Source organism: Mucilaginibacter sp. P2_A5 (assembly GCF_056404995.1).
Genome location: NZ_JBFUCY010000002.1, coordinates 248,637 through 268,124, shown reverse-complemented (window position 1 = coordinate 268,124; position 19,488 = coordinate 248,637). Strand labels below are relative to the sequence as shown.

The window sequence follows — 19,488 nt, the reverse complement described above, 5'->3', positions numbered from 1 at the left end:
TTGCTTTTATCGTACACTAAAGCAGCGTTGCTAGCCCGGGCTCCAGTTTCTATTCATTGATAACCAATTAAATCAAAAATACCGTGAAAATTCAAACTGCTGTTTTTAAGTTGAATAGCCTGTGCAGGTTAGGCTTGTTAGCTTTGGTCATGCTGGCTCCCTCCTGGATTTCGGCACAAACTACAAGTGCAAGTAACAGCCTTGTTGCCCAGCCTATTCCGGATAGGACGGTGCCGTTTGGCGTCTCGGCTACAGGTGTTGCCAAACCAATTACGTTTGGATTGGATTTGGCCTGGCTCAGTGAGGAAAATATCAGGCGGGGAGTAGCCTTTATGGGTGCCGACCGGGTGCGCCTGGTGCGATCATCGTTCACCCCAACTTCCGCATTGATAAACGGCGATCTTGCGCCTGCCGAACTCGCCACGCTCAATAAACGAATAAATATCATTAATACCTGGCTGGGCCCAAATACCAAGGTGGTGTTAAATGACGACAACCCCACTGTTGATCCCTCGTTTACGGGCAATGCCGCTAATTGGGCAAAACTGATAGACGTAACTACCCGGCGACACCAGGAAGCAGGCCATACGGTAGTAACCGTTTCGCCATTTAATGAGCCGGATAACCCGGCAAGTGTACAAGGTACAGCTACCGAATTTTATAATATTGCCGGCTTGTTGAAGGGCAATTCCCGCTTTGCCAACATTCGTATCAGCGGGGGCAACACGCTTAATGATGATCAGGCCTTAGCCTGGTACAACTCGTTAAAAGATAGATTAGATGAAGGAAATACCCACCAGCTTGCCGGTAGTTTTGATAACTATGCATCTTTTCAGCAAACGGTGCGGGCAAACTCCCATTATGCCACCAATGATGAGCTGCACAACGTAATGGAGGCGATGGTTGGTGCCGAATATGGCATGCAGGCAGGTATTTGGTGGGGCACCGCCGAACTGGCCCGTGGCGAGTTTGTAAAAGCCAGTGATGGCGTGCGGCTTGGATATGCCGAACACCGCCCAAATTGGACAGCGGCATCGGTTTACCGGAACCTTGATGGCAAGGTGCAAGCCTTCGCCGGTATGTCCGAACGTCAAGGGGTTACTACCACTTACCGGTTTGTTTCTAAAGACAGAGACGTGTACTACAATGGCTATGGTCCGCAACGGGAATACACTATGGTAATGCCGGGCGGTGCTGCCGGCAGTTACCAAAATGGGCAAACCAATGCCGAAAGAGTGGTAAATGTAACATGGGGCGAGGATATTCAGCCTGTTATCAGCGGACGTTACCTATTGGTGAACCGTAACAGCGGTAAAGTACTGCAGGTTGCGGGAGGTGGTACGGCAGCAGGTACAAATCTTGTGCAGGGCACTAACTCCGGGGCCGCTTATCAGCAATGGGATGTAACCCCGGTTGATTCAAGAATAGGGGGCGATTTCAGTTACTTTAGCTTTATTAATGTAAACAGCAGTAAAGCGGCCGACCTGTTAAACTTTTCACTGGAAAATGGCGCCACCATCGACGCGTGGGACGATAATAAAAACGGCGCCCAGCAGTGGTACCTGGAATATGCCCAGGATGGCTGGTTTTATATCCGTAGCCGCCATAGTGCAAAATGTATCGACGTATTTAATGGCAGCACCGCCGATGGGGCAAACATTTGCCAATGGGATAAAAATGGTGGAACCAACCAGCTATGGCGTTTTCTGCCTATTGACGCAACTGTGGAGTTTGTTGCGCCAGGCACCCCTACTAATTTTGTTGCCAAGGCAAATGCAGAATCTGTACTGTTGAATTGGACTGCCAGCCCGGATAAAGACGTAGCGGGATATAACATCTATCGATCAGAAACTGCAGGAGGCACTTATACTACCATTGGCCGCAACATAACTTCAACCTCTTTTGTGGATAATACCACCACCATAAACGGAACGTATTTTTATAAGATCAAGGCGGTGGATAAATCCTTGAATTTTTCAGCTTATTCAAACGAAGTTTCGGCTACTACAACAGGCGCTAAAAGCCTGGTAACTCAACTCAGGTTCGAGGGAAATACCCTCGATACCTCTGTTAATCTAAATCATGGGGCATCGTACGGAGGAGTTTCGTTTGTTGCCGGTAAGGTAGGTAAACAGGCAATAGCACTCAACGGTACAAATGCTTTCGTACAACTACCTGCAACTTTGGCAAATCAGCAAAAGATCACGGTTGCCGCGTGGGTGTATTGGAACGGCGGTGCAGCCTGGCAGCGCATCTTTGATTTTGGGAATGGCGAGGATCAATCTATGTTTTTAACACCCAATGCAGGAGCGGGACTACATTTTGGCATTAAAAATGGCGGGGCAGAGCAAAGCCTGGAAGCACCGGCATTGCCTTCGGGCAAATGGAGCCATGTGGCGGTAACCTTAGATACGGCGGGCGTAATTATGTATGTGGATGGCGTACAGGTGGCTACCTCAACCGCTATCACCTCTCGTCCGTTGGATTTTAAACCAATATTGAACTACATTGGCCGTAGTCAATATCCCGATCCATTGTTTAAGGGTACTATCGACGATTTCAGGGTGTACAACTACGCCTTATCTGCCGGCGAAATTACCCAACTGACAGGAGGGCTTCAAACCATTACGTTTAACGCCATTCCCCGGAAAAAGGCAGGCGACGCTGACTTTGATGCAGGTGCGACAGCAAGCTCGGGTTTGCCGGTAAGTTATATCAGCAGCGATACCACCGTCGCGACTATAGTTAACGGGAAAATACATGTAGCCGGCCCGGGAACATGTACAATTACCGCATCGCAGCAAGGCAACAACATTTATACCGCGGCAACCCCTGTTAACCAGACATTAACCGTAGCGCTGCCTATAACAAACTTTAAAATATCGGTAACGAGCGCAACCTGTAAAGGGAAAAACAATGGCTTGATCAATATCAAAGCGGCCAAATCTTTAAATTATACTGCCACCGTTACTCTAAATAGCGTAAGCACGCCTTATCCGTTTACAGATTCGCTACAGGTACAAAACTTATCGGCTGGAAATTATTCTGTTTGTATAACGATAGCCGGAAAAACGGACAACCTGCAATGTAATAACGTGGTAGTGACAGAGCCGAAAGACCTGTCGGTTTATTCGACGGTTAACACAGGCACCAATAGTGTAAGTTTAAGTTTACAGGGCGGCACCACCTACATGGTGAATTTAAATGGCGCATTGTACCCTACAACAGATAGTCAGATAACTCTACCCCTTTCAAAAGGAATGAATAAGCTTACTGTTACAACCGACAAGGAATGCCAGGGCGTTATACAAAAAGATATCATCGTGTCTAACAAAGTATTGATTTATCCCAATCCTTTTGAAAGTACGCTGAACCTGGCTATTGGTAACGATGTTGTTAACCAGGCCAATGTTCAAATCTGCAGTGTAAAAACCGGGCAGGTGCTTTATGCTAAACAATATTTAAATCAATCGGGCATCATTTCGTTAGACCTGTCCAGCCTTGGGAAAGGCGTTTATGTCCTTAAGGTATCATTAGATAATTCAGAAACGCTGTATAAAACAATAAAAAATGAAAAGTAGATTATTAATAGCGGGTTTGCTTTTAACAGCGATGGGTTGCGGAAAAAAGAGCTCTCCAACCCCTGCCCCGGATTTGACGCCTGGGAAGACAGTATTGACGCTTCCCAAACAAAATGAGGCCTGCACAAGCGGAACAATTATTTCGGCTACCCAAAGTTCTGTTTTGTTTACATGGGGAACTTCGAACAATGCCGATAGTTACGACTTAAACCTCAAGAACCTGTTAACCGGGGCTACCACCACACAAACCACAAGCACTACACAACTGCAAATAACCCTATCCAGAAATATGCCGTATTCGTGGTATATCGTATCCAAATCGAGCAAGTCGGCGACTACGGTACAGAGCGATACCTGGAAATTTTACAATGCGGGTGCGGGTACCGTATCGTATGCGCCTTACCCGGCAGATGTTGTTGCCCCCGCTTTTGGGCAAAATGTTGCGGCCCCGGCGGGTACTATTAACCTGAGCTGGAAAGGCAGTTCAGTGGGTGGTAATATTACAGGCTACGATGTATATTTTGGTACCAGCACATCACCGGGCGTGTTAAAAAGCAACGTTACCGATAGTTTCTATAATAATGTTAGTGTAATATCGGGAACTCAATATTATTGGAAAGTAATAACCAAAGACGCCAACGGCAACACTTCCGATTCCGGACTATTTCAATTTAAAGTGAATTGATTCAGCTTCTGGTTGGGTGTTATCACCGCACCGGCCAAAGCTTGTATTTTATATATGCTTTAGTCGTAAACCTATATAATACGGGGCTTCCGTAGGGCCAACTGGAACTACACCGACCACAGGCTAAATTCCGACAATGGCTCCGGATAAATATTTATCCGGAAGGTTACTCATCGATATAATAATCGTAATTGGGATCATCGTCGTACCTTTTCAGGCCTGCCATCGGAGCAATGGTTTTGATAACGTCTTTTTCAATGATAACATCGTAGTCTTCTGAATTTAACTCATTGCAATGTGGGCAAAGCTCATTTTCCAGGATACCGTAAGCCCTAACCCTGTCCAGGTCGGGAGCACCAATATCATAACGGGGATTCCCGCGGGCCAGCTTATCGTTCACTTTATATTCGTATTGCCAAGTTTTTGCAAATTTAAACTGAATCCTGTGGGCAAATAATAGGCCGCAGTGCTCACACTTAAAATCGATAGTTAGGGTATTAAATGTGCCCATTGTTTGTTATTTGGCTTGATGCTTTTTTATTACGCTTTTGCTTCGGTTAAAAATACAAAATCCTAGATGAAACGCCCCCCCCGGGCATTTGCATATTCATTACTTAGCAAGGCATTTACCCTGCGCTGTTCGAAGCCTCCAACTTCGAATTATTATTCCCGTAGTCTCCAGACTACAGGAGTATAAATGAAGTGGTTACTGTTGTTTGTATTTTGTATGTTCGTATATATGAATACCTCAGAAAAAGATTTTGAAGCTTATTCAAATCGTTGTCTAAGTGAAATGTCATCCCTGCAAGATGAATTTATGCAGCTATATGATATCAACAGTTACGAAGAATGGTACTATGATCACGGCATAGGAGCTTTTCATTTTAAAGCGGACGATGGTCGAAACCTGTACTTTAAATACGTTGATGTAGGCTCATTTTCAACTAAGGCCAATACCTGGAATTGGTCGTGGGATAATCAATCTACACCCAGGCATGTGAAAAGACAACTTGAAAAAGTTAGGGCGTATGGTATGGTAAGTAATTACAGCCAGTTAACAACGGGACTATTTAACGGAGATGAATACACCGGCTGGGAAATGACCGCTGTAGCAGCGAAGTTATTGAGTGCAATGGGTATGTATCGTATTCCGCAGGAGCATCTTTTTATATACTTCATATTCATCGATGAGTTTACCCCAGAGCAATACGATGCACTTAAAGATAAATTTGTAGCGTGCGATGCACATAGTAGTGGCCGGACAGCATTTGTTTGCCGGCATTTAATAAATAACGACGATCAGGGATTTAATGAGGCCTTTGAATCAGATCAATCAATTGAAGAAGATGACGATTACCAGGCATGGTGCAATGAATGCGAAAAAGTCAGATTAAAAGAGGGCGAATGGAATGATGAATCAATGGCTTTTGCAGATATTAAAGTTGTTTGTGATCAATGTTATTTTGAGATAAAAAAACGAAATCGAACGGAGTAGCGTTATTTAACGCCCTTTGTTGGAGTTGTCTTCATTGCCGTTAACCTTAATGCTCTTGTATTACGCTTTTGCTCCGTTTAAAAATACAAAATCCCGGATGAAACATGCACCCGGGATTTGCATATTCATTACTTAGCTTGGCGTTTACCTATCAGCGGGCCATAAGCCCGGAGGCTCAGCGGCAGCAGGAGGAAAGCCACTTGATTCATCTTAATAATTATTTATTTTTTCCCAATTGTATCGCAATACCCACATAGATAAAGCTGAACGGATCGTTTGAAACGTTCGATGGCAGATTAGTTCTAAAATATGCCGCCGCCCCAACCTTCGGAAGTATGCTCAGGTTAGTTCCCAAAGGTAGTTTTACAAAGGTGAATTCGAATTTTGAACTCACTAACTTACCCGCGTCGCCATAGCTGGTATTGTTCAGATTGACCTCTATGCTTTCATCAAAGTAGAACTGGTCTTTTGCCGCAACGTTATCATCATAAGGTAAACCAAAAATCTTGTTGATAAGATATTTTGGATAGAGCGTTACCCCTCCACCTGCAGAAACAACATTGAGACCTGGGTTGGCATTTTTTCCAGCCATAGTATTATAGTTGCCAATGGCATTTAAGGATACAAATTTCCCCAAGGAAAACTCCCGCCGCAAGCCTACCGAATAATACGTTTTGAGGAGATTGTGTGTGTAGTCATTAGGCAGGCCAAACCTATTGATCGCGCTGAATTCCGAACGCAATTTCTTGTAAGTGCCCTGTCCCCGACATTCCACTCCACATACGATGAACACAAGACAAACCAGATATTTAAACATATTCTTAGTGATGGCGTCCTTGTCAAGACTTGCTAGCCTTGTTAATTTTGTTAGTTTGATTGCCTCTTTCTTTTTTACAGGCAAAAAGGAAAGTAATGAGAAGCACGGCAGTTACTACAGCCACCATCGATAGCAGAGGTTTTGTTCATTGTTTACGGCTTAGAGGTTAATATTTATTTTTTATAAACATATGAATAAAAGTTTATTTTATATCCTTTAATTAATATTGTTTAATCAAAATGAAACCATAGCGTTTTAAAACAAAGGAAGATGCGCCTTCAGTTAAAATAACATCTGTTAAAGGAAAGAAGGATGGTTCTTTAAGTATAATAGATTTCTCTGTTCGGAACCTATTACCTGTAACGAGGAGACTCCGGGTAAATAGAATCTATTCCACCAAAAGCCACAAAAGCTATATAACAAATTGTTGTTCATAGCAGATAAAGTAATTCTTTTTCTGAACATGGGATTTTGGGTATATATGAAGTGGTTACTGCAGGTGCAAACTACAGGCATAGGCGTTCGAAGTCATAGACCCGAACAGCGGGGTTGTTTACCGTAACCTATGATAATTATTTGATGGCTACAATTCGACCTTGAATTACAAGTGAACCTTATTACATCCAGGCAAATTCAAGGATTTATCAATTTTATTTCTTTTTAATAATCTGTCTTTCTTATATTTAGTGAAACCTAAAACCAATGGCAGCAAAAGACAACTCGTATAAGGACAGTATATCAAAAGAGCACCTTGAAAAAGAGGAGCTCAAAGCCAAAATTGAAAAGCTCAATAAAGAAATGGATATCCTGGACTTTCAATTGTCTAAAAAGTCGCGAAATCAGGAAACTATAAAATCGTATGCGAGTTTAGGCAGCATTATAACGGGCTTTCTGACTTTAATTACCATAGGCTTCTCTGTTTATCAATTTAATGCGAATTCCAAATTAACGTTAGAGTCGAAGAAGGAAGATCGTTTATCAAATGCCTTATTAAATATCGGGGATACATCTGTTAGAAAACGACTTGTAGGAGTAATTGCATTAAGATCTTTTATAAAAGAAGGGGATAGTTTAAAAAACTCGCAAGCACTATTATCCTTAACTCATTCACTGTCTTTGGAGAATGACCCAATAATTAGAAACGCAATACTTGAAATTTTTCATTCTGAAGAAATTAAAAAGGTAGATACAATTGTATTGAAGAATGTGTTAAAATCTTTGATAAACTTAAATAAGGAGATTTTTCAACGAGAGAAAAAAGGTTTATCAACCTACATGAAGTCAGAAATAGAGCCTAAACTGGTTGCATTAGAGGCAAAAGAACGAAGCCTATCATCAGCGGCGATCGATTTACTAAGACAGAACATCCATCAAAACGATTTATCAAATATGTACCTGGCTTCGGCTGATTTTGCGAAAATTTCATTAGTTGAAATTGATTTTTCAAATTCAAACTTATCATTTTCAAATTTTTCAAATTCAACTTGTTATCATTGTAATTTTGATAAAACTAACATTATGCAAACCTCTTTTGCGCATGCAAATTTGCGCAAAAGCAGCTTTGTTTATAAGGGCGACAAGCTTCAAGCCAATTTCATTACCAGCTATGCATCATCTTCAAGAGATTTTGATGTTTTTAATTTGGAGGGCGCCGATTTCAGTTTTTCTGACCTTAGAAATTCAGATTTTCATAACGAACCACTACTAGGCTATTCTATAGATTCATCCCAGGTTTTTCTTACAACATCATTTCAAGGTGCAAATATTGAAAACGCTGATTTTTCTAATATTGTGATCATAGGTCAATCGCGGGGAGAGAAGAATGCTTTCGTTTTCAAAGCAGGGCCATTCAAGTCAGTTATAACTGGGACAAGTATAAACTATCAAACCTTTAATGCATTGACGACCTGGGCTTTGAATGAAAACAGCAAGCTTTCCAACTCTAATCATAATTATGATTCTATTTTACGCAGCTTAAGTGATTCATTTGCCGGTTCGAATTGGAAGTCGGCAAAATTTTCTATTGGTATTAAAGAATGGTTTAAAATTAAACCGCCTGATGATAAAGTTTTAGATCTTGATGAATAATTAAAGGAACCGCTTTCAGATTCGCCCTTGCTCAAATGCTTGACGGCTGTACCGCTTTTCGATAATGGAGCAAAGAACTTTTCAACACTCTCGCGCCCGCAAGTACATTTTGTGCTGCTGCCTCCTGGCTTGTCTGCCCGCTGACAGGTAAGCGCCATACTGAGTATCCGCCATGCAAATTCCGGATGTTATAATTTCGCCTTGGTGGTAACGGATTTGAATGACTTTGAAAACATATCCCTTCACCATCAAACGCCACGGGCTTGATCCTGAAGTGAATAGCCTAAGTCAATCTTTAAAATTCCAGTTTAGGATAGGTAGTTTTCTTTTTTGATTGGTGTTCCAAAGGCCAAGCTGAACGCCTTTAAAGTTTTTTGATTGGTTAAACATACCTATCTGAAGTCCCCTGGCCCTGTATCCGGTATTGCTGAACCCAATTTGAAGCCCATTCATGACATAGCTTTCGTTAGCCATGGCCATTTGAATACCATTATGCCTTTCAGAGAAATTCAACAGGCTAACCGAAAACCCGCTAACCTGCCGGTTTATCTGGCCAACTAACCCGGCACTGATTCCATTAACCATACAATCACATATAGTGCCGGCAGGTGAAAGGTTTAAGCCATTGACGCGTTCGAATACGGGAGTGGCCATCTTTGCCCGGAATTGTTCCTCGGTATCGCTGATGGGACTCCCCGGTATAAGCGGAGAAAATATCCCCATACCCAATGCTTCCAGCCGGATGCCGTTGGTACGTACATTTGCGGGAGCCTCATCATAATGAAGGTAACCTGTAAGCAGCCCCACCGAAAGACCATTAATATTTTGATTCTTTTTATGAAATGTACCCACCGGGAAACGCTTGGTTCTGCTTGTTGATTGAGCGACTGCGGTAGTTATGCTTCCTATAAGGATTAGTGTGATAAGTTTTAATTTCATGGCGCTGTTTGTTTGATATCAAATGTATGTAAGCGAAAACAGGTGCATTATCTTTTGATATTTCGCGATGGATAATGCTTAATCTTATAGTTGCCGTTTGAATAAAAAATTTTAACTTTCTAATCTTTAAAGTTATTCTCAACGGGTGCGTAGTTTTCCGGGTTAAACAAAATAGCATAAATCATCTTTTAGGTTATTCTTTATGAATGAGCAGCAAATTAATTTCTTCCAGTCTGTAAACGCAGCTTTGCCGGAGTATCAGAATTTGGCTCAAAGTGTGGCAGATGTATTAAGTATCAGTACCAACGAGGCGTATAAAAAAATCAGGGGCAGCAGCAACTTAGCGCTGCCGCAGTTAATTAAATTAGCCGATGCTTTCGGAACGCCGTTTACTTACCAGCCAGCCAAACTGCCTTCTGTTAGTTTTAACTACCTATACATAAACCGGGATAAGCCGGATATGCTTGGTTATCTTAATAACCTGCTACAAAATTTAAAGCTTATACAGCAGCGTGCGGATAAGCATATCATCATTACAACAGAGGATATTCCTATTTTTCATTTTTTTAAATACCCGGAACTTACTTGCTTTAAACTATTTTTTTGGGCAGATAAGCCCGGGGTGAAATTTGATTATGCAGCCATCAATGAAGAGATTGTGGCCGTTGCACAGGAGCTTAACCGTATTTACCTCGAAATTCCGAGTACTGAGATCTGGTCTAAAGACGCGGTGCTGGGTACTGTAGACCAGGTACGCTATGCATTTGAAGCAGGTAATATCAGTGACAAATTGCTGGCCGAAAAAATAGTAGAGCAGGTTCGCTATTGCCTTACAGATATGAACATGTATGCCATCAGCGCCAAAAAAACAATTGATCCTAAGCATAGCTTTAACTGGTACAATTGCGATGTATTAGGGAGCCTGGCCTACTTGGTGGAGTTTAAAGAAAGCATGGTATGTTATAACCGGTTCAATACCTTTAACTATCTTAAAACCGACGATCAGTTTTACTGTAACCAAACTAAAGCCTGGATGCAAAGCCTCATCAGAAAGTCGGTAGCTTTTAGCGGGCAGGGCGAAAAACATCGCAATAAGTTTTTGTATGCTGCATTTGCCGTATGCGACCAGATGATCAGGGAAATAAACGGGTTTGAGTAACCTAAATATAAATTTTTAGAATCGATACCGTTTCCGCCCTTGTTGGTGTGCCCCTTCCTTTCCCGCATTTTGTTTGAGTTGTCGCCAACAAACTCGTTACCCCTTATAATGTCATAGAAACCGAGCCGATCTTAGCATATGCTATAAACTTTACTACAACCTACATCGGTTAATAGTCGTCGGGCTTTACTTTTTAGCAAAAATGCCCCGGTAACAGCTTGTGTGTCCGCAAGCTAAGTATACACAATCCTTTTAGAACAATCAACAATGCTTATTTTTAACCCTACGCTGTTGAAGTCTCCGAACTACTATGCCTGTAGTCTCCAGACTACAAGAATATAAATGAAGTGGTTATTGTATTTTGTATGAAAACTATAATTTAAACTGCACCGCCAGGATATCCTTCACCTTTTGTCGGTTTAGTTTTGATACTGGTATTTTGGTATTATTCTTTAACAGCAGGGTGCCACCATCTTCGCGCAACCAACTTTTAATATAATCCATATTAACCAGGTGCGATTGATGGGTACGCAAAAAACTATACCCGGCAAGCATGTCGGCATACTCTTTAAGTGTTTTTGATACCAGCACATTTTCGCCATTGGTAAGTACGAACTGGGTATAGGTATTATCAGCCTTGCAATGCACAATATCATTAATATTTACATATCGGGTTTCGCTAAAAAGCGGCAGGGCTATGCGCGGGCTGGTAGGATTCTCCTCCTTTAAATATTCAAGCAGGTGGCCTAACCGTTCGTTCTTATTCTTTTGCTGAACGGCTTTCCGTGCTTTGTTTACCGCTACTGCCAGTTCATCAATATCAATGGGTTTTAAAAGGTAATCGAGCGCTGCAAATTTTACGGCCTGTATGCCGTATTGATTGTAAGCGGTAATAAAAATAATTTCGAAATTTATTTCATCCAGTTGTTTTAGCAGATCAAACCCCGACTGGTCATACAACTGGATATCCAGGAACAACAATTCGGGCCGGTGTAATTTAATAGCTTTTGCCGCCTCCTCAACGGTGCCCGTCACTGCGCATACCTGTACATCAGGTGCATAGCTTTTTAGCAAATGCTGCAGGTTTTCCTGGTTCGATATTTCATCATCAACTATAAGCGCCCTCATGTTATAGCCAGTTTTTCAGTTCAATGGTTATCAATGTGCCTTTACTATCCGGATTTATATGGAGCAAGATACCTGTATTTTTATAGATGCTGTTAAGCAGTTTTATTCTTTCTTCGCAAAGCTTGATACCCATGCCATCCGGTTGCTTGCCAATAAAACCTTTTCCATTATCCTGCACCGACAATACAATATCATCACCTTTTTTAATAATGCTAACCGTTATTACGCCTTCATTTTTTAAGTTTGATACGCCATGCTTAACCGCATTTTCAATAAAAGGTTGTAGCAGCATGGCGGGTATTTCTATTTGCCGGTCGATATCATGTTCAATATCAATGCTGAATTTAAAGCCAAAACGCATTTGTTCCATTTGCAGATAATCGGTCAGCATGGCTGTTTCATGATCAATAGTGGTCAGTTCCTTTTGTCCCTCATCCAGTATGTTGCGGGTAAGCCGCGCGAACCGGGCAAGGTATTTATTGGCATTTTCAACTTCATTCTTATTCATCAGGTTTTGAACGCCTGCTAACGCGTTAAAAATAAAATGGGGATTCAGTTGCGCACGCACACTTTGTAATTGCAGCGTGGCTATTTGTTTATCGCGGGCCTCGCGCTCCAGTTTTTGTTTTTGCTTACGGCGATACATCATAAACATAAAACCGCCCGTGGTTAGTATGATCAGAATAATGAATTCAACCGTTTTAAGGGAGAGGGTAACCGGTCCGGGATAAACGGTGAAGTATGCCCTGGCCTCTTCCCCGATGATTACCGGGTTATTATACCCAGCTGCCATCTCCGGCCTTATAATTATAGTATACTTCCCCGGTTTATTGAAAAAGGAACTGCTAATGCGTATTGAGGGAAAGGGCGAGTTGAAATTATGTTCCCAATTATTTCCGACGGAAAAAAAAGTTTCCTTACCATAGGATTCTCTTTTAATATAAACGTGATACAGTTCGTTTTGCGAGATGCCTTCTATATCTAAGTTGATACCTTCAGGATTCTTAGCCGACAAGATGCCAAAACCCTTGTTCCAATCCGACTTATTCTTGGCGCTGAGGCCGGTGGGATATTCTACAAACATCGCCCTGATCTTCACAGGCGGTAGGTCATCGCTGTTATAAACATATACCGATTTATTGCTCCTGTCGTTTTTTTTCGCTATCATGAGCATTATGGTTTTACGCCTGCAATTAAATTTTCCTAAATAGGCATACGATGTAAATTTGTTCGATTTGAAAACAGAGGGCGTTGTCCACGGTACTAGTTCCAGGCTGTCGTTAGTCACTACACGGTATTGGTATTGAGTTGCATTAGCCGGCGTTATAGAAGTGGTTGCCAGCTCAAGTTCAGCAGCATTATATAATTGAGCGGATAATATGTTTCCTTTAAAACTAAAGCCGAAAAAATGGTGTATTTTATCTATTGAATGGGCCTTTATCCATACATCAAATTTAGGGGCTTTAGGGGCGCCTTCATTAAAAAAAGAAAATCCGCTGTACGACCATCTGTCAGCACTATCATCACTCATGTTGTGCATAAACCGCTTCATATCGGCTTCTGTAGGAGCGATATGCTGAGCCATACTCCTTGAGTTGCACAGCGAAATGATTAAACCGGCGATAAAAAGAAAATATTTTTTCATGTGTTTTTAAATTTAACCAAATCTGTGTTTAAAAGCATAACCGGGCAATTAACAAACAGTAAACAACCGCTATGCATTAGTATATGGCTCTTTTTTACTGAATATATAAATGGCTTTAATCGGCTGGATAAATTAATTGTGGCAAGTGTATCATGGCGGCTGCAGTAACTTGTTAAAGTATTTAACAAGCCACTGTTTTACACTTACGTTAGCGGCTGAAAACTATGTCTCGCGAAATACAGGTACCTGCAGAAAAAACATTAAGGGCGCGCAAACGAAGCGCTCGCGCAATAACTTTAAAATTGGCCCGAAGGTCTTTACACTCCGCTGTTCGAGTCGGAGAAATCGAACTATTATGCCAGTTGCCTACAGGTAAATACACCTATTTCAACCAATAACCGCAAAAGTCATATAACAAATTGTTGTTCATCGCAGATAAGCTAACCCTTTTTTGAAACATGGTGTTTTGGGGTATAATGAAGTGGTTGCGGTAGTTACAAACTACAGGCATAAGCGTTCGGAGACTGCGAACAGCCGGGGCTTGTGCGCCCATATGCTAAGTATACGCCATGCCTTTAGGACAAATCAGCAATGCTTATTGTTAACCTTAATGCTCTTATATTACATTTTTGCCCCCCGTTTAAAAACACAAAATCCCGGACGCCCCCCAGGATTTGTATATTCATTACTTTAGCATGGCGTTTACCTATCGAGTGGGCGGCAAGGTTTGAGCGGCAGCGAAAGTACCTTGCTGTAGCCGGGCTATTTTAGATTATCCCGGGCATCTCCCCGATTTTGCACTTCATTGTCGTCGTCATCATCATCATCATCGTCGTCTGTCCCCGTCTGTACAGGTGCGCTGCTTTCTGCTGTCGCTGGCGCCGTCGAATTGGCCGATCGTCGGCCTGTTGGACTACGATAGAACGTGGAGGTCCTGGTTAAAGCAAGGATATTAATTTTAGCCAGATTGTAATCCTCTATATTAATTGATGCATCGCCCTGATCAACAAGGTCTATTAATTCCACCAATTGATCTTCCTTTTTCCATTCATCCCCGTTTTTATTACCAGTATCCTTGTCGGCAATATATTTCAGCAGACTGCTGTCGTCATTTAACTCGGCCACCATATCTGGCCACAGTGTAATAATGGCCACAAACTTGCCTAGCTGCTGAATGGTCAATGCCGAGAAACCAGCCTCCTTAGCTGAATTAAATAACCCAATTGAGTTAGCGATATGGGCTTGCAACCTAAAACTGTTGATATATTGTTTAAGCCTGCGGGGGTTGTTGTCAAAAAACGGCGCCACCAAATTAACAATTTTTTTAAATGCCTCTGATTCTGCTTCGCCGTCTTCAATAGTATATTTAGGCAGGTACTGTACCGGGCTACTCCCTTCGGCAGCAGTTGCCGGAGCACCAAGCGCGTTGATGAACTTTATAACGTTTTTTTGATCGGGGCGAGGAATGTTAAAAGAAACTTGTATAAATTTCTCTAAAAAAGTGTAACCAAATCGTCTTGCCTCCAATAGCCCATCGGGCGTATTAAGAGCCGACTGGTATGGATTTAAAAAAGGGAGCAAATCCTTGTATTTTGCCGCAATCCCGGCTGCAACCTTTTCCCTGTCCATCCCTATAATGAAGATTAACTTGGTAGAACTGGAGATCATCATATTTAATCCCTGCATCAATTCTGCCGCTTTTGGTATATCCGCCCTATCCAGGTCATCAATAAACACAAAAACCTTTTTGTCTTTTCTTGTCAGGGTTTTCACCGATCTGTCAAAATCGCGGTGAAAATCTTCAATGAACGAGGTATTTCCTTCATAATTGGGCATGCTGATGAATCTCTGCAAGTCGGCTTTTAACGGATTCCCGGTGTATTCTGCCAGTTTACCCAGAATCAGCAACCCCACCACCACCAATCCGGTCCAGCCAAGCGCAGGCAGAATCTTTATTAATTCAAGCTTATCGTCTGTTGGGATAAACTCCCGGATTTTGTCGGTGCTAAGTATATGATATAACAAAAAAATGACGTAGCCATAAAAAGCATACAACACAACGGATTTGACTAAAGGAAACCATCCCTTTGACCAATCAAAACGTGTCCAGTTGATTTCAAAATGAACAAGCGGCCGCTGGTACCAACGTAGTTGCCTGGTAAGGCTTTCAGTAAAGTTTAGCGCAAAAGCCGCCCACATGGTCTCTACCTTGTCATGTCGCCAGGCGTTAAATCTAACAGTCTTTTGTTTAGGGACTTTTTCCAGGGACTGCTCTAACTGGTACATAAATGAAGATTTACCGGAGCCCCATTCACCTTCGATTGACAAAGTAAACGGCGGCTTGGTAGATTTGTGCAAAAGAAAAGAATAAATCGCCTCCACATAAGGTTTAAAGCCCAGCGTATCATGATCCAGGTCGGCAATAAGATCTGTGATTCCCGAACCACCTACAGTTACTTTTTCGCCGTTCGGTTCTTCGGTTTCGATACTTTCTGTGGAAGCGCTGGTTTCTGATGTCATGAGATTTGGTTTATATAAATGTAAAATCTAATAGTACATCTGCAATACTGTTTTTTGCAAATCCGCTTTGCTTATAGTTTGAATGTGTATTAAACGGCATTAATACCACAATGACAGGTAATAATTGTATCAGGCTGAAGCCCCTACAGCAGCAGAACCACTTTTGGGGAACCATTTATTCAATTCCTCTTCCGATACCTCAAAATGCATGCTATCCATTGATTTGCTAAAGCCGGCACCAGAAAACCAGCCTTCCTGATTAAAAAGAGGTATTAAAACAGCAATAAATCTTGGCACAAATTTCCCTGTGTCTTTCGGCGGCTCGTTGCCAAGTATATTGAAATCTATTGCTGTTCCCCACGAATGGTTACTGATTGCATTTGATGGCGGCCCCGATGTTACATTACGCAACCGTACGCAAATCATCCCCGGCGAACGCAGCACACTTTCTAGGTCATGACTTTCGGGGGCAAGCTTTTGTTGCGCAAATGCCTTTCTTAATACCCGTTCAACACTTTCAACAGCTTCTGTTATCCCGGTGATAGACAGATGGTTATTTATTTTAATGGTTTTAAGCGATTTTTTTACAATATCGCTGGCATGGTCGTTCAGGCAGTCGTTATGTGATAACGGCAATTTCGGATCGCCTAATTTGGCCCGCATAAACTTTTCGCCGGCACTTGTTAAGCCGGTATTAAAAGGTTTAACAAATGAAATGGGCACCGGCTGCATATAATGTGCTACCTCCGGATTAATAGGTGTGGTTTTGGTTTTTGACATAAGGCTGGTTTTTTAATAATATAAAACGCTGGTCAGTTATTATAATACTGTAAGCCAACGTTTAATGTCTAAAAATAAACATAATAGGAATAAAAAGCAATAGGCTGAACTTATAGTTTTTTCTGCCTTTTTGGTGTTCCTCATCCTTTCCCGCGCCGCACTTATGGAGGCAACTCCAACAACGCGCAGCTGGTATCCGATTAATGAACAATTGTTTGCCTGCATGGGTTCGGATCCGGATGCAACAAAATCAAATGAATTTGCAACAAACGCGAAAGTGTTTTTTTAGCGGGCTATGTTTATTTGTGAACGATTTGTACCAATGTTACCGCCTGTATAAATAAGGCCTGGCGCGGTTTCAGATCAATGCATCTTAATCTATCAGCGTATGAAAATTTTTAAATCTGCTTTTGCGGTTGCACTTCTGGTGGCAATCATTTCAACTTGTAGCAAAAACGATGATAACATCGATAAAACTTCGGCAAACCCATTAGTTAAAACTATGGCGTTTACTACCTATTCCGGACGTGGTATTTTTAACTGCACGTATGACGATCAAAAAAGACTGGTCAGTACCGGCTTTGATAACCATACCACTAATCCAATAACTTATAATCTTGGTGGCTTTCAAATTGTAAATACGACTGAAGCTAACAAAAAAAAGGTTATAGATTTCAATTTAGAAAACGGGAGGGTAAAATCTGCTATCTATAACGAGTTCATTAACCAGGTGAACCAAAATCTGCCGGTCAATGCCGCGTTTAGTTACGATGCCAAAGGGCGTTTAATCAAAATCCAGCAAACAATTACCCTTGGCGCCGCTCCCCCGTACCCATCCCGTACTATTATCTATACCTTCACATGGGACGATAACGACAACCTGGTGGCTTCAAACAACTATGATCCGGCCCATCCAGAGAGTGAATACAAAGTAGCCTACTCGGGTTTCAATGCAGAAAATACGAACACACTAACTGGTAAAAACTTCGGCTTTGATTACTTTGGAACCGCGAGTTACACAGGTCAGTTTTATCCGGGCGGAGATGGATCAAGCAACGGTATTTTACCATTTATATATCCCGGCAAAATTTTGCCAACTGTATGGAAACTAAGCAACTTAACCCTTAATTATACCTATCACAAAAACGCCCAAGGCTATATAGACCGGATAGAAGAAACCGACACAAGCGATCCAAAAGATTTTGTATACACCGATATTGCCTACCAGTAACAGGTGCCCATTCCTCAAAAGTTTTTTTCATAAAAACAACCCGAACAATACTTTACCAATGAAAAATTTAAAAAAGTTCTCAGTGCTATTGCTTATATGGGCAACATTCGCATCCTGTTCAAAAGATAACAACAATACAGATCCTGCTATAGTGCCTTCGCCATTAGTTACACAAATGGTAGTAATGTACTCCAATTTAAGGGTTGTGTACAATAATACATACGACGATAAAAAAAGACTTGCCACAGTAGGTACTGCTACCGGCGTAGTAACCTACAATGCCGGCGGCTTTGAAATAGTAAGGCCCAATGGCCCTAATGATAACATAATTACGGATGTAAATTTAACAGAAGGAAGGATAAGCGGTGTATTATGTTATTACGCTGCCGAAAGATATAATTCGGCATTTAGCTACGATAGCAAAGGGAGGTTAATAAAAATAGTGCAAACCCGCACAGCCAGCGGGCAGGTTATAGGCCACTTTAGTTATGCTTATTCCTGGGATGATAATGACAACCTGGTATCCAACACCTCCACTGATAACATCGGCAATACTTATACCACCACCTATTCCGGTTTTTCTGCCGATAATGTAAACACGCTCAGAGGCAAAAATTTCGGGTTCGATTACCTGGGAACTGCCGATTATCCAAGCGATTATGTGCCTGATAATAATGGTGGCAGCGGCTATATTTTCCCAAGAATTTATGCCGGCAAGCTTTTACCATCGGTAATAAAAAAGCTTGGCCATACCTATAATGTAACCTATCATAAAAACGCCCGGGGTTACATAGATAAAATTCAAGAGATTGATCCGGCCGATTCTTACTATAACATTATTACCGATATCGCTTACCAATAGCAGGAAGCAGTTAAGATTACCACTCCCTTAATTCAACTATCCCAATAAATAATGGAAATGAAAAAACAACTCATCATCACGATGATATTAGGCTGCCTGGTATTGGGCGGTTGCAACTTTAGCAAAGGCACCAAAACAGACCTGCGCACCGGCCTATCCTTCAGTTACAATGGCTTTATCGTTCGGGACATGTTATTGATAGATGCAGCCAACAAACGGATGACCGATAATAAAGTACAAATTAATACCCAAATAGCTATAGTAGCGCTCGGGCTAAACAATTATGGCATTAAGGACGGAAAGGTTTTTCCGGGGATGATGTTGCTGATAACCGATAAAAAGGGCGCCCCGGTGCTCAAAGCCGATGACCTTTTTGCCAACGACCAGGGTCATCCACCGGCTGCTGCTGCCGAACTGCGCGGGGATATTACCATTGCCAAACCTATGGTAGCCGGCGAAACCTACCACGTTAAGGTGCACATTTGGGACAAGGTTAAAGCCGATAATAAAGTTGATGCCGACGTAGACCTGGTTGTACAATAAGTTATTATACCACTA

At 41.9% G+C, this 19,488-nt stretch carries 15 protein-coding genes; 8 read left to right on the top strand and 7 right to left on the bottom strand.

Going from position 1 to position 19,488, the window contains the following annotated elements; all coding sequences use genetic code 11:
* The first annotated feature begins 83 nt into the window (after nucleotides 1–83).
* Together AC1DXF_RS02735 and AC1DXF_RS02730 are read left to right on the top strand one after the other, a co-directional pair.
* The gene (locus tag AC1DXF_RS02735; RefSeq protein WP_477445869.1) at nucleotides 84–3,581 is read left to right on the top strand and encodes an RICIN domain-containing protein; all 3,498 of its coding nucleotides are present in this window, start codon (nucleotides 84–86) and stop codon (nucleotides 3,579–3,581) included.
* Nucleotides 3,571–4,266 (top strand): hypothetical protein, encoded by a 696-nt coding sequence (locus tag AC1DXF_RS02730; protein WP_477445867.1) that lies wholly within the window; start codon nucleotides 3,571–3,573, stop codon nucleotides 4,264–4,266. The genes AC1DXF_RS02735 and AC1DXF_RS02730 overlap by 11 nt, the downstream gene beginning before the upstream one ends.
* Nucleotides 4,267–4,432: 166 nt before the next feature.
* Here AC1DXF_RS02730 and AC1DXF_RS02725 read toward each other — a convergent pair whose 3' ends face one another.
* Nucleotides 4,433–4,777, bottom strand: coding sequence for a hypothetical protein (locus AC1DXF_RS02725; RefSeq protein WP_477445866.1), 345 nt, complete (start codon nucleotides 4,775–4,777; stop codon nucleotides 4,433–4,435).
* 228 nt (nucleotides 4,778–5,005) lie between these two features.
* On the opposite strand from AC1DXF_RS02725, the gene AC1DXF_RS02720 reads away from it, so the two are divergent.
* Nucleotides 5,006–5,761, top strand: coding sequence for a DUF6882 domain-containing protein (locus tag AC1DXF_RS02720; protein ID WP_477445864.1), 756 nt, complete (start codon nucleotides 5,006–5,008; stop codon nucleotides 5,759–5,761).
* 217 nt (nucleotides 5,762–5,978) lie between these two features.
* Here AC1DXF_RS02720 and AC1DXF_RS02715 read toward each other — a convergent pair whose 3' ends face one another.
* Complete coding sequence (locus tag AC1DXF_RS02715; protein ID WP_477445862.1) at nucleotides 5,979–6,662, bottom strand: hypothetical protein; 684 nt, start codon at nucleotides 6,660–6,662, stop codon at nucleotides 5,979–5,981.
* A 618-nt stretch (nucleotides 6,663–7,280) separates the two neighbouring features.
* On the opposite strand from AC1DXF_RS02715, the gene AC1DXF_RS02710 reads away from it, so the two are divergent.
* The gene (locus tag AC1DXF_RS02710) at nucleotides 7,281–8,666 is read left to right on the top strand and encodes a pentapeptide repeat-containing protein (protein WP_477445860.1); all 1,386 of its coding nucleotides are present in this window, start codon (nucleotides 7,281–7,283) and stop codon (nucleotides 8,664–8,666) included.
* Between the two features lie 288 nt (nucleotides 8,667–8,954).
* On the opposite strand, the gene AC1DXF_RS02705 is transcribed toward AC1DXF_RS02710, so the two are convergent.
* Nucleotides 8,955–9,605, bottom strand: a complete 651-nt coding sequence (locus AC1DXF_RS02705) for an LA_2272 family surface repeat-containing protein (protein WP_477445858.1) — start codon at nucleotides 9,603–9,605, stop codon at nucleotides 8,955–8,957.
* 202 nt (nucleotides 9,606–9,807) lie between these two features.
* Here AC1DXF_RS02705 and AC1DXF_RS02700 point away from each other — a divergent pair, with 202 nt between their 5' ends.
* Nucleotides 9,808–10,764 (top strand): helix-turn-helix domain-containing protein, encoded by a 957-nt coding sequence (locus tag AC1DXF_RS02700; protein WP_477445856.1) that lies wholly within the window; start codon nucleotides 9,808–9,810, stop codon nucleotides 10,762–10,764.
* A 372-nt stretch (nucleotides 10,765–11,136) separates the two neighbouring features.
* Here the strand turns inward: AC1DXF_RS02700 and AC1DXF_RS02695 are convergent, their stop codons facing one another.
* From AC1DXF_RS02695 to AC1DXF_RS02680, 4 genes are all read right to left on the bottom strand, one after another.
* Nucleotides 11,137–11,892 carry a LytR/AlgR family response regulator transcription factor gene (locus AC1DXF_RS02695; RefSeq protein WP_477445854.1) on the bottom strand — a complete coding sequence of 252 codons (756 nt, stop codon included), beginning with the start codon at nucleotides 11,890–11,892 and terminating at the stop codon, nucleotides 11,137–11,139.
* Nucleotide 11,893: 1 nt separating this feature from the next.
* Complete coding sequence (locus tag AC1DXF_RS02690; RefSeq protein WP_477445851.1) at nucleotides 11,894–13,537, bottom strand: sensor histidine kinase; 1,644 nt, start codon at nucleotides 13,535–13,537, stop codon at nucleotides 11,894–11,896.
* A 762-nt stretch (nucleotides 13,538–14,299) separates the two neighbouring features.
* Nucleotides 14,300–16,057: a KAP family P-loop NTPase fold protein gene (locus AC1DXF_RS02685; RefSeq protein WP_477445849.1), complete on the bottom strand. Its 1,758-nt coding sequence runs from the start codon at nucleotides 16,055–16,057 to the stop codon at nucleotides 14,300–14,302.
* Between the two features lie 129 nt (nucleotides 16,058–16,186).
* Nucleotides 16,187–16,837: a M15 family metallopeptidase gene (locus tag AC1DXF_RS02680; protein ID WP_477445847.1), complete on the bottom strand. Its 651-nt coding sequence runs from the start codon at nucleotides 16,835–16,837 to the stop codon at nucleotides 16,187–16,189.
* A 388-nt stretch (nucleotides 16,838–17,225) separates the two neighbouring features.
* On the opposite strand from AC1DXF_RS02680, the gene AC1DXF_RS02675 reads away from it, so the two are divergent.
* The 3 genes from AC1DXF_RS02675 to AC1DXF_RS02665 are packed head-to-tail and all read left to right on the top strand — an operon-like array spanning nucleotide 17,226 to nucleotide 19,473.
* A complete protein-coding gene (locus AC1DXF_RS02675) occupies nucleotides 17,226–18,068 on the top strand; it encodes a hypothetical protein (protein WP_477445845.1) in 843 nt (280 codons plus the stop codon).
* Nucleotides 18,069–18,126: 58 nt separating this feature from the next.
* Nucleotides 18,127–18,930 (top strand): hypothetical protein, encoded by an 804-nt coding sequence (locus AC1DXF_RS02670; RefSeq protein WP_477445843.1) that lies wholly within the window; start codon nucleotides 18,127–18,129, stop codon nucleotides 18,928–18,930.
* A gap of 57 nt (nucleotides 18,931–18,987) precedes the next feature.
* Complete coding sequence (locus AC1DXF_RS02665) at nucleotides 18,988–19,473, top strand: hypothetical protein (protein WP_477445842.1); 486 nt, start codon at nucleotides 18,988–18,990, stop codon at nucleotides 19,471–19,473.
* The last annotated feature ends 15 nt before the right edge of the window (nucleotides 19,474–19,488 follow it).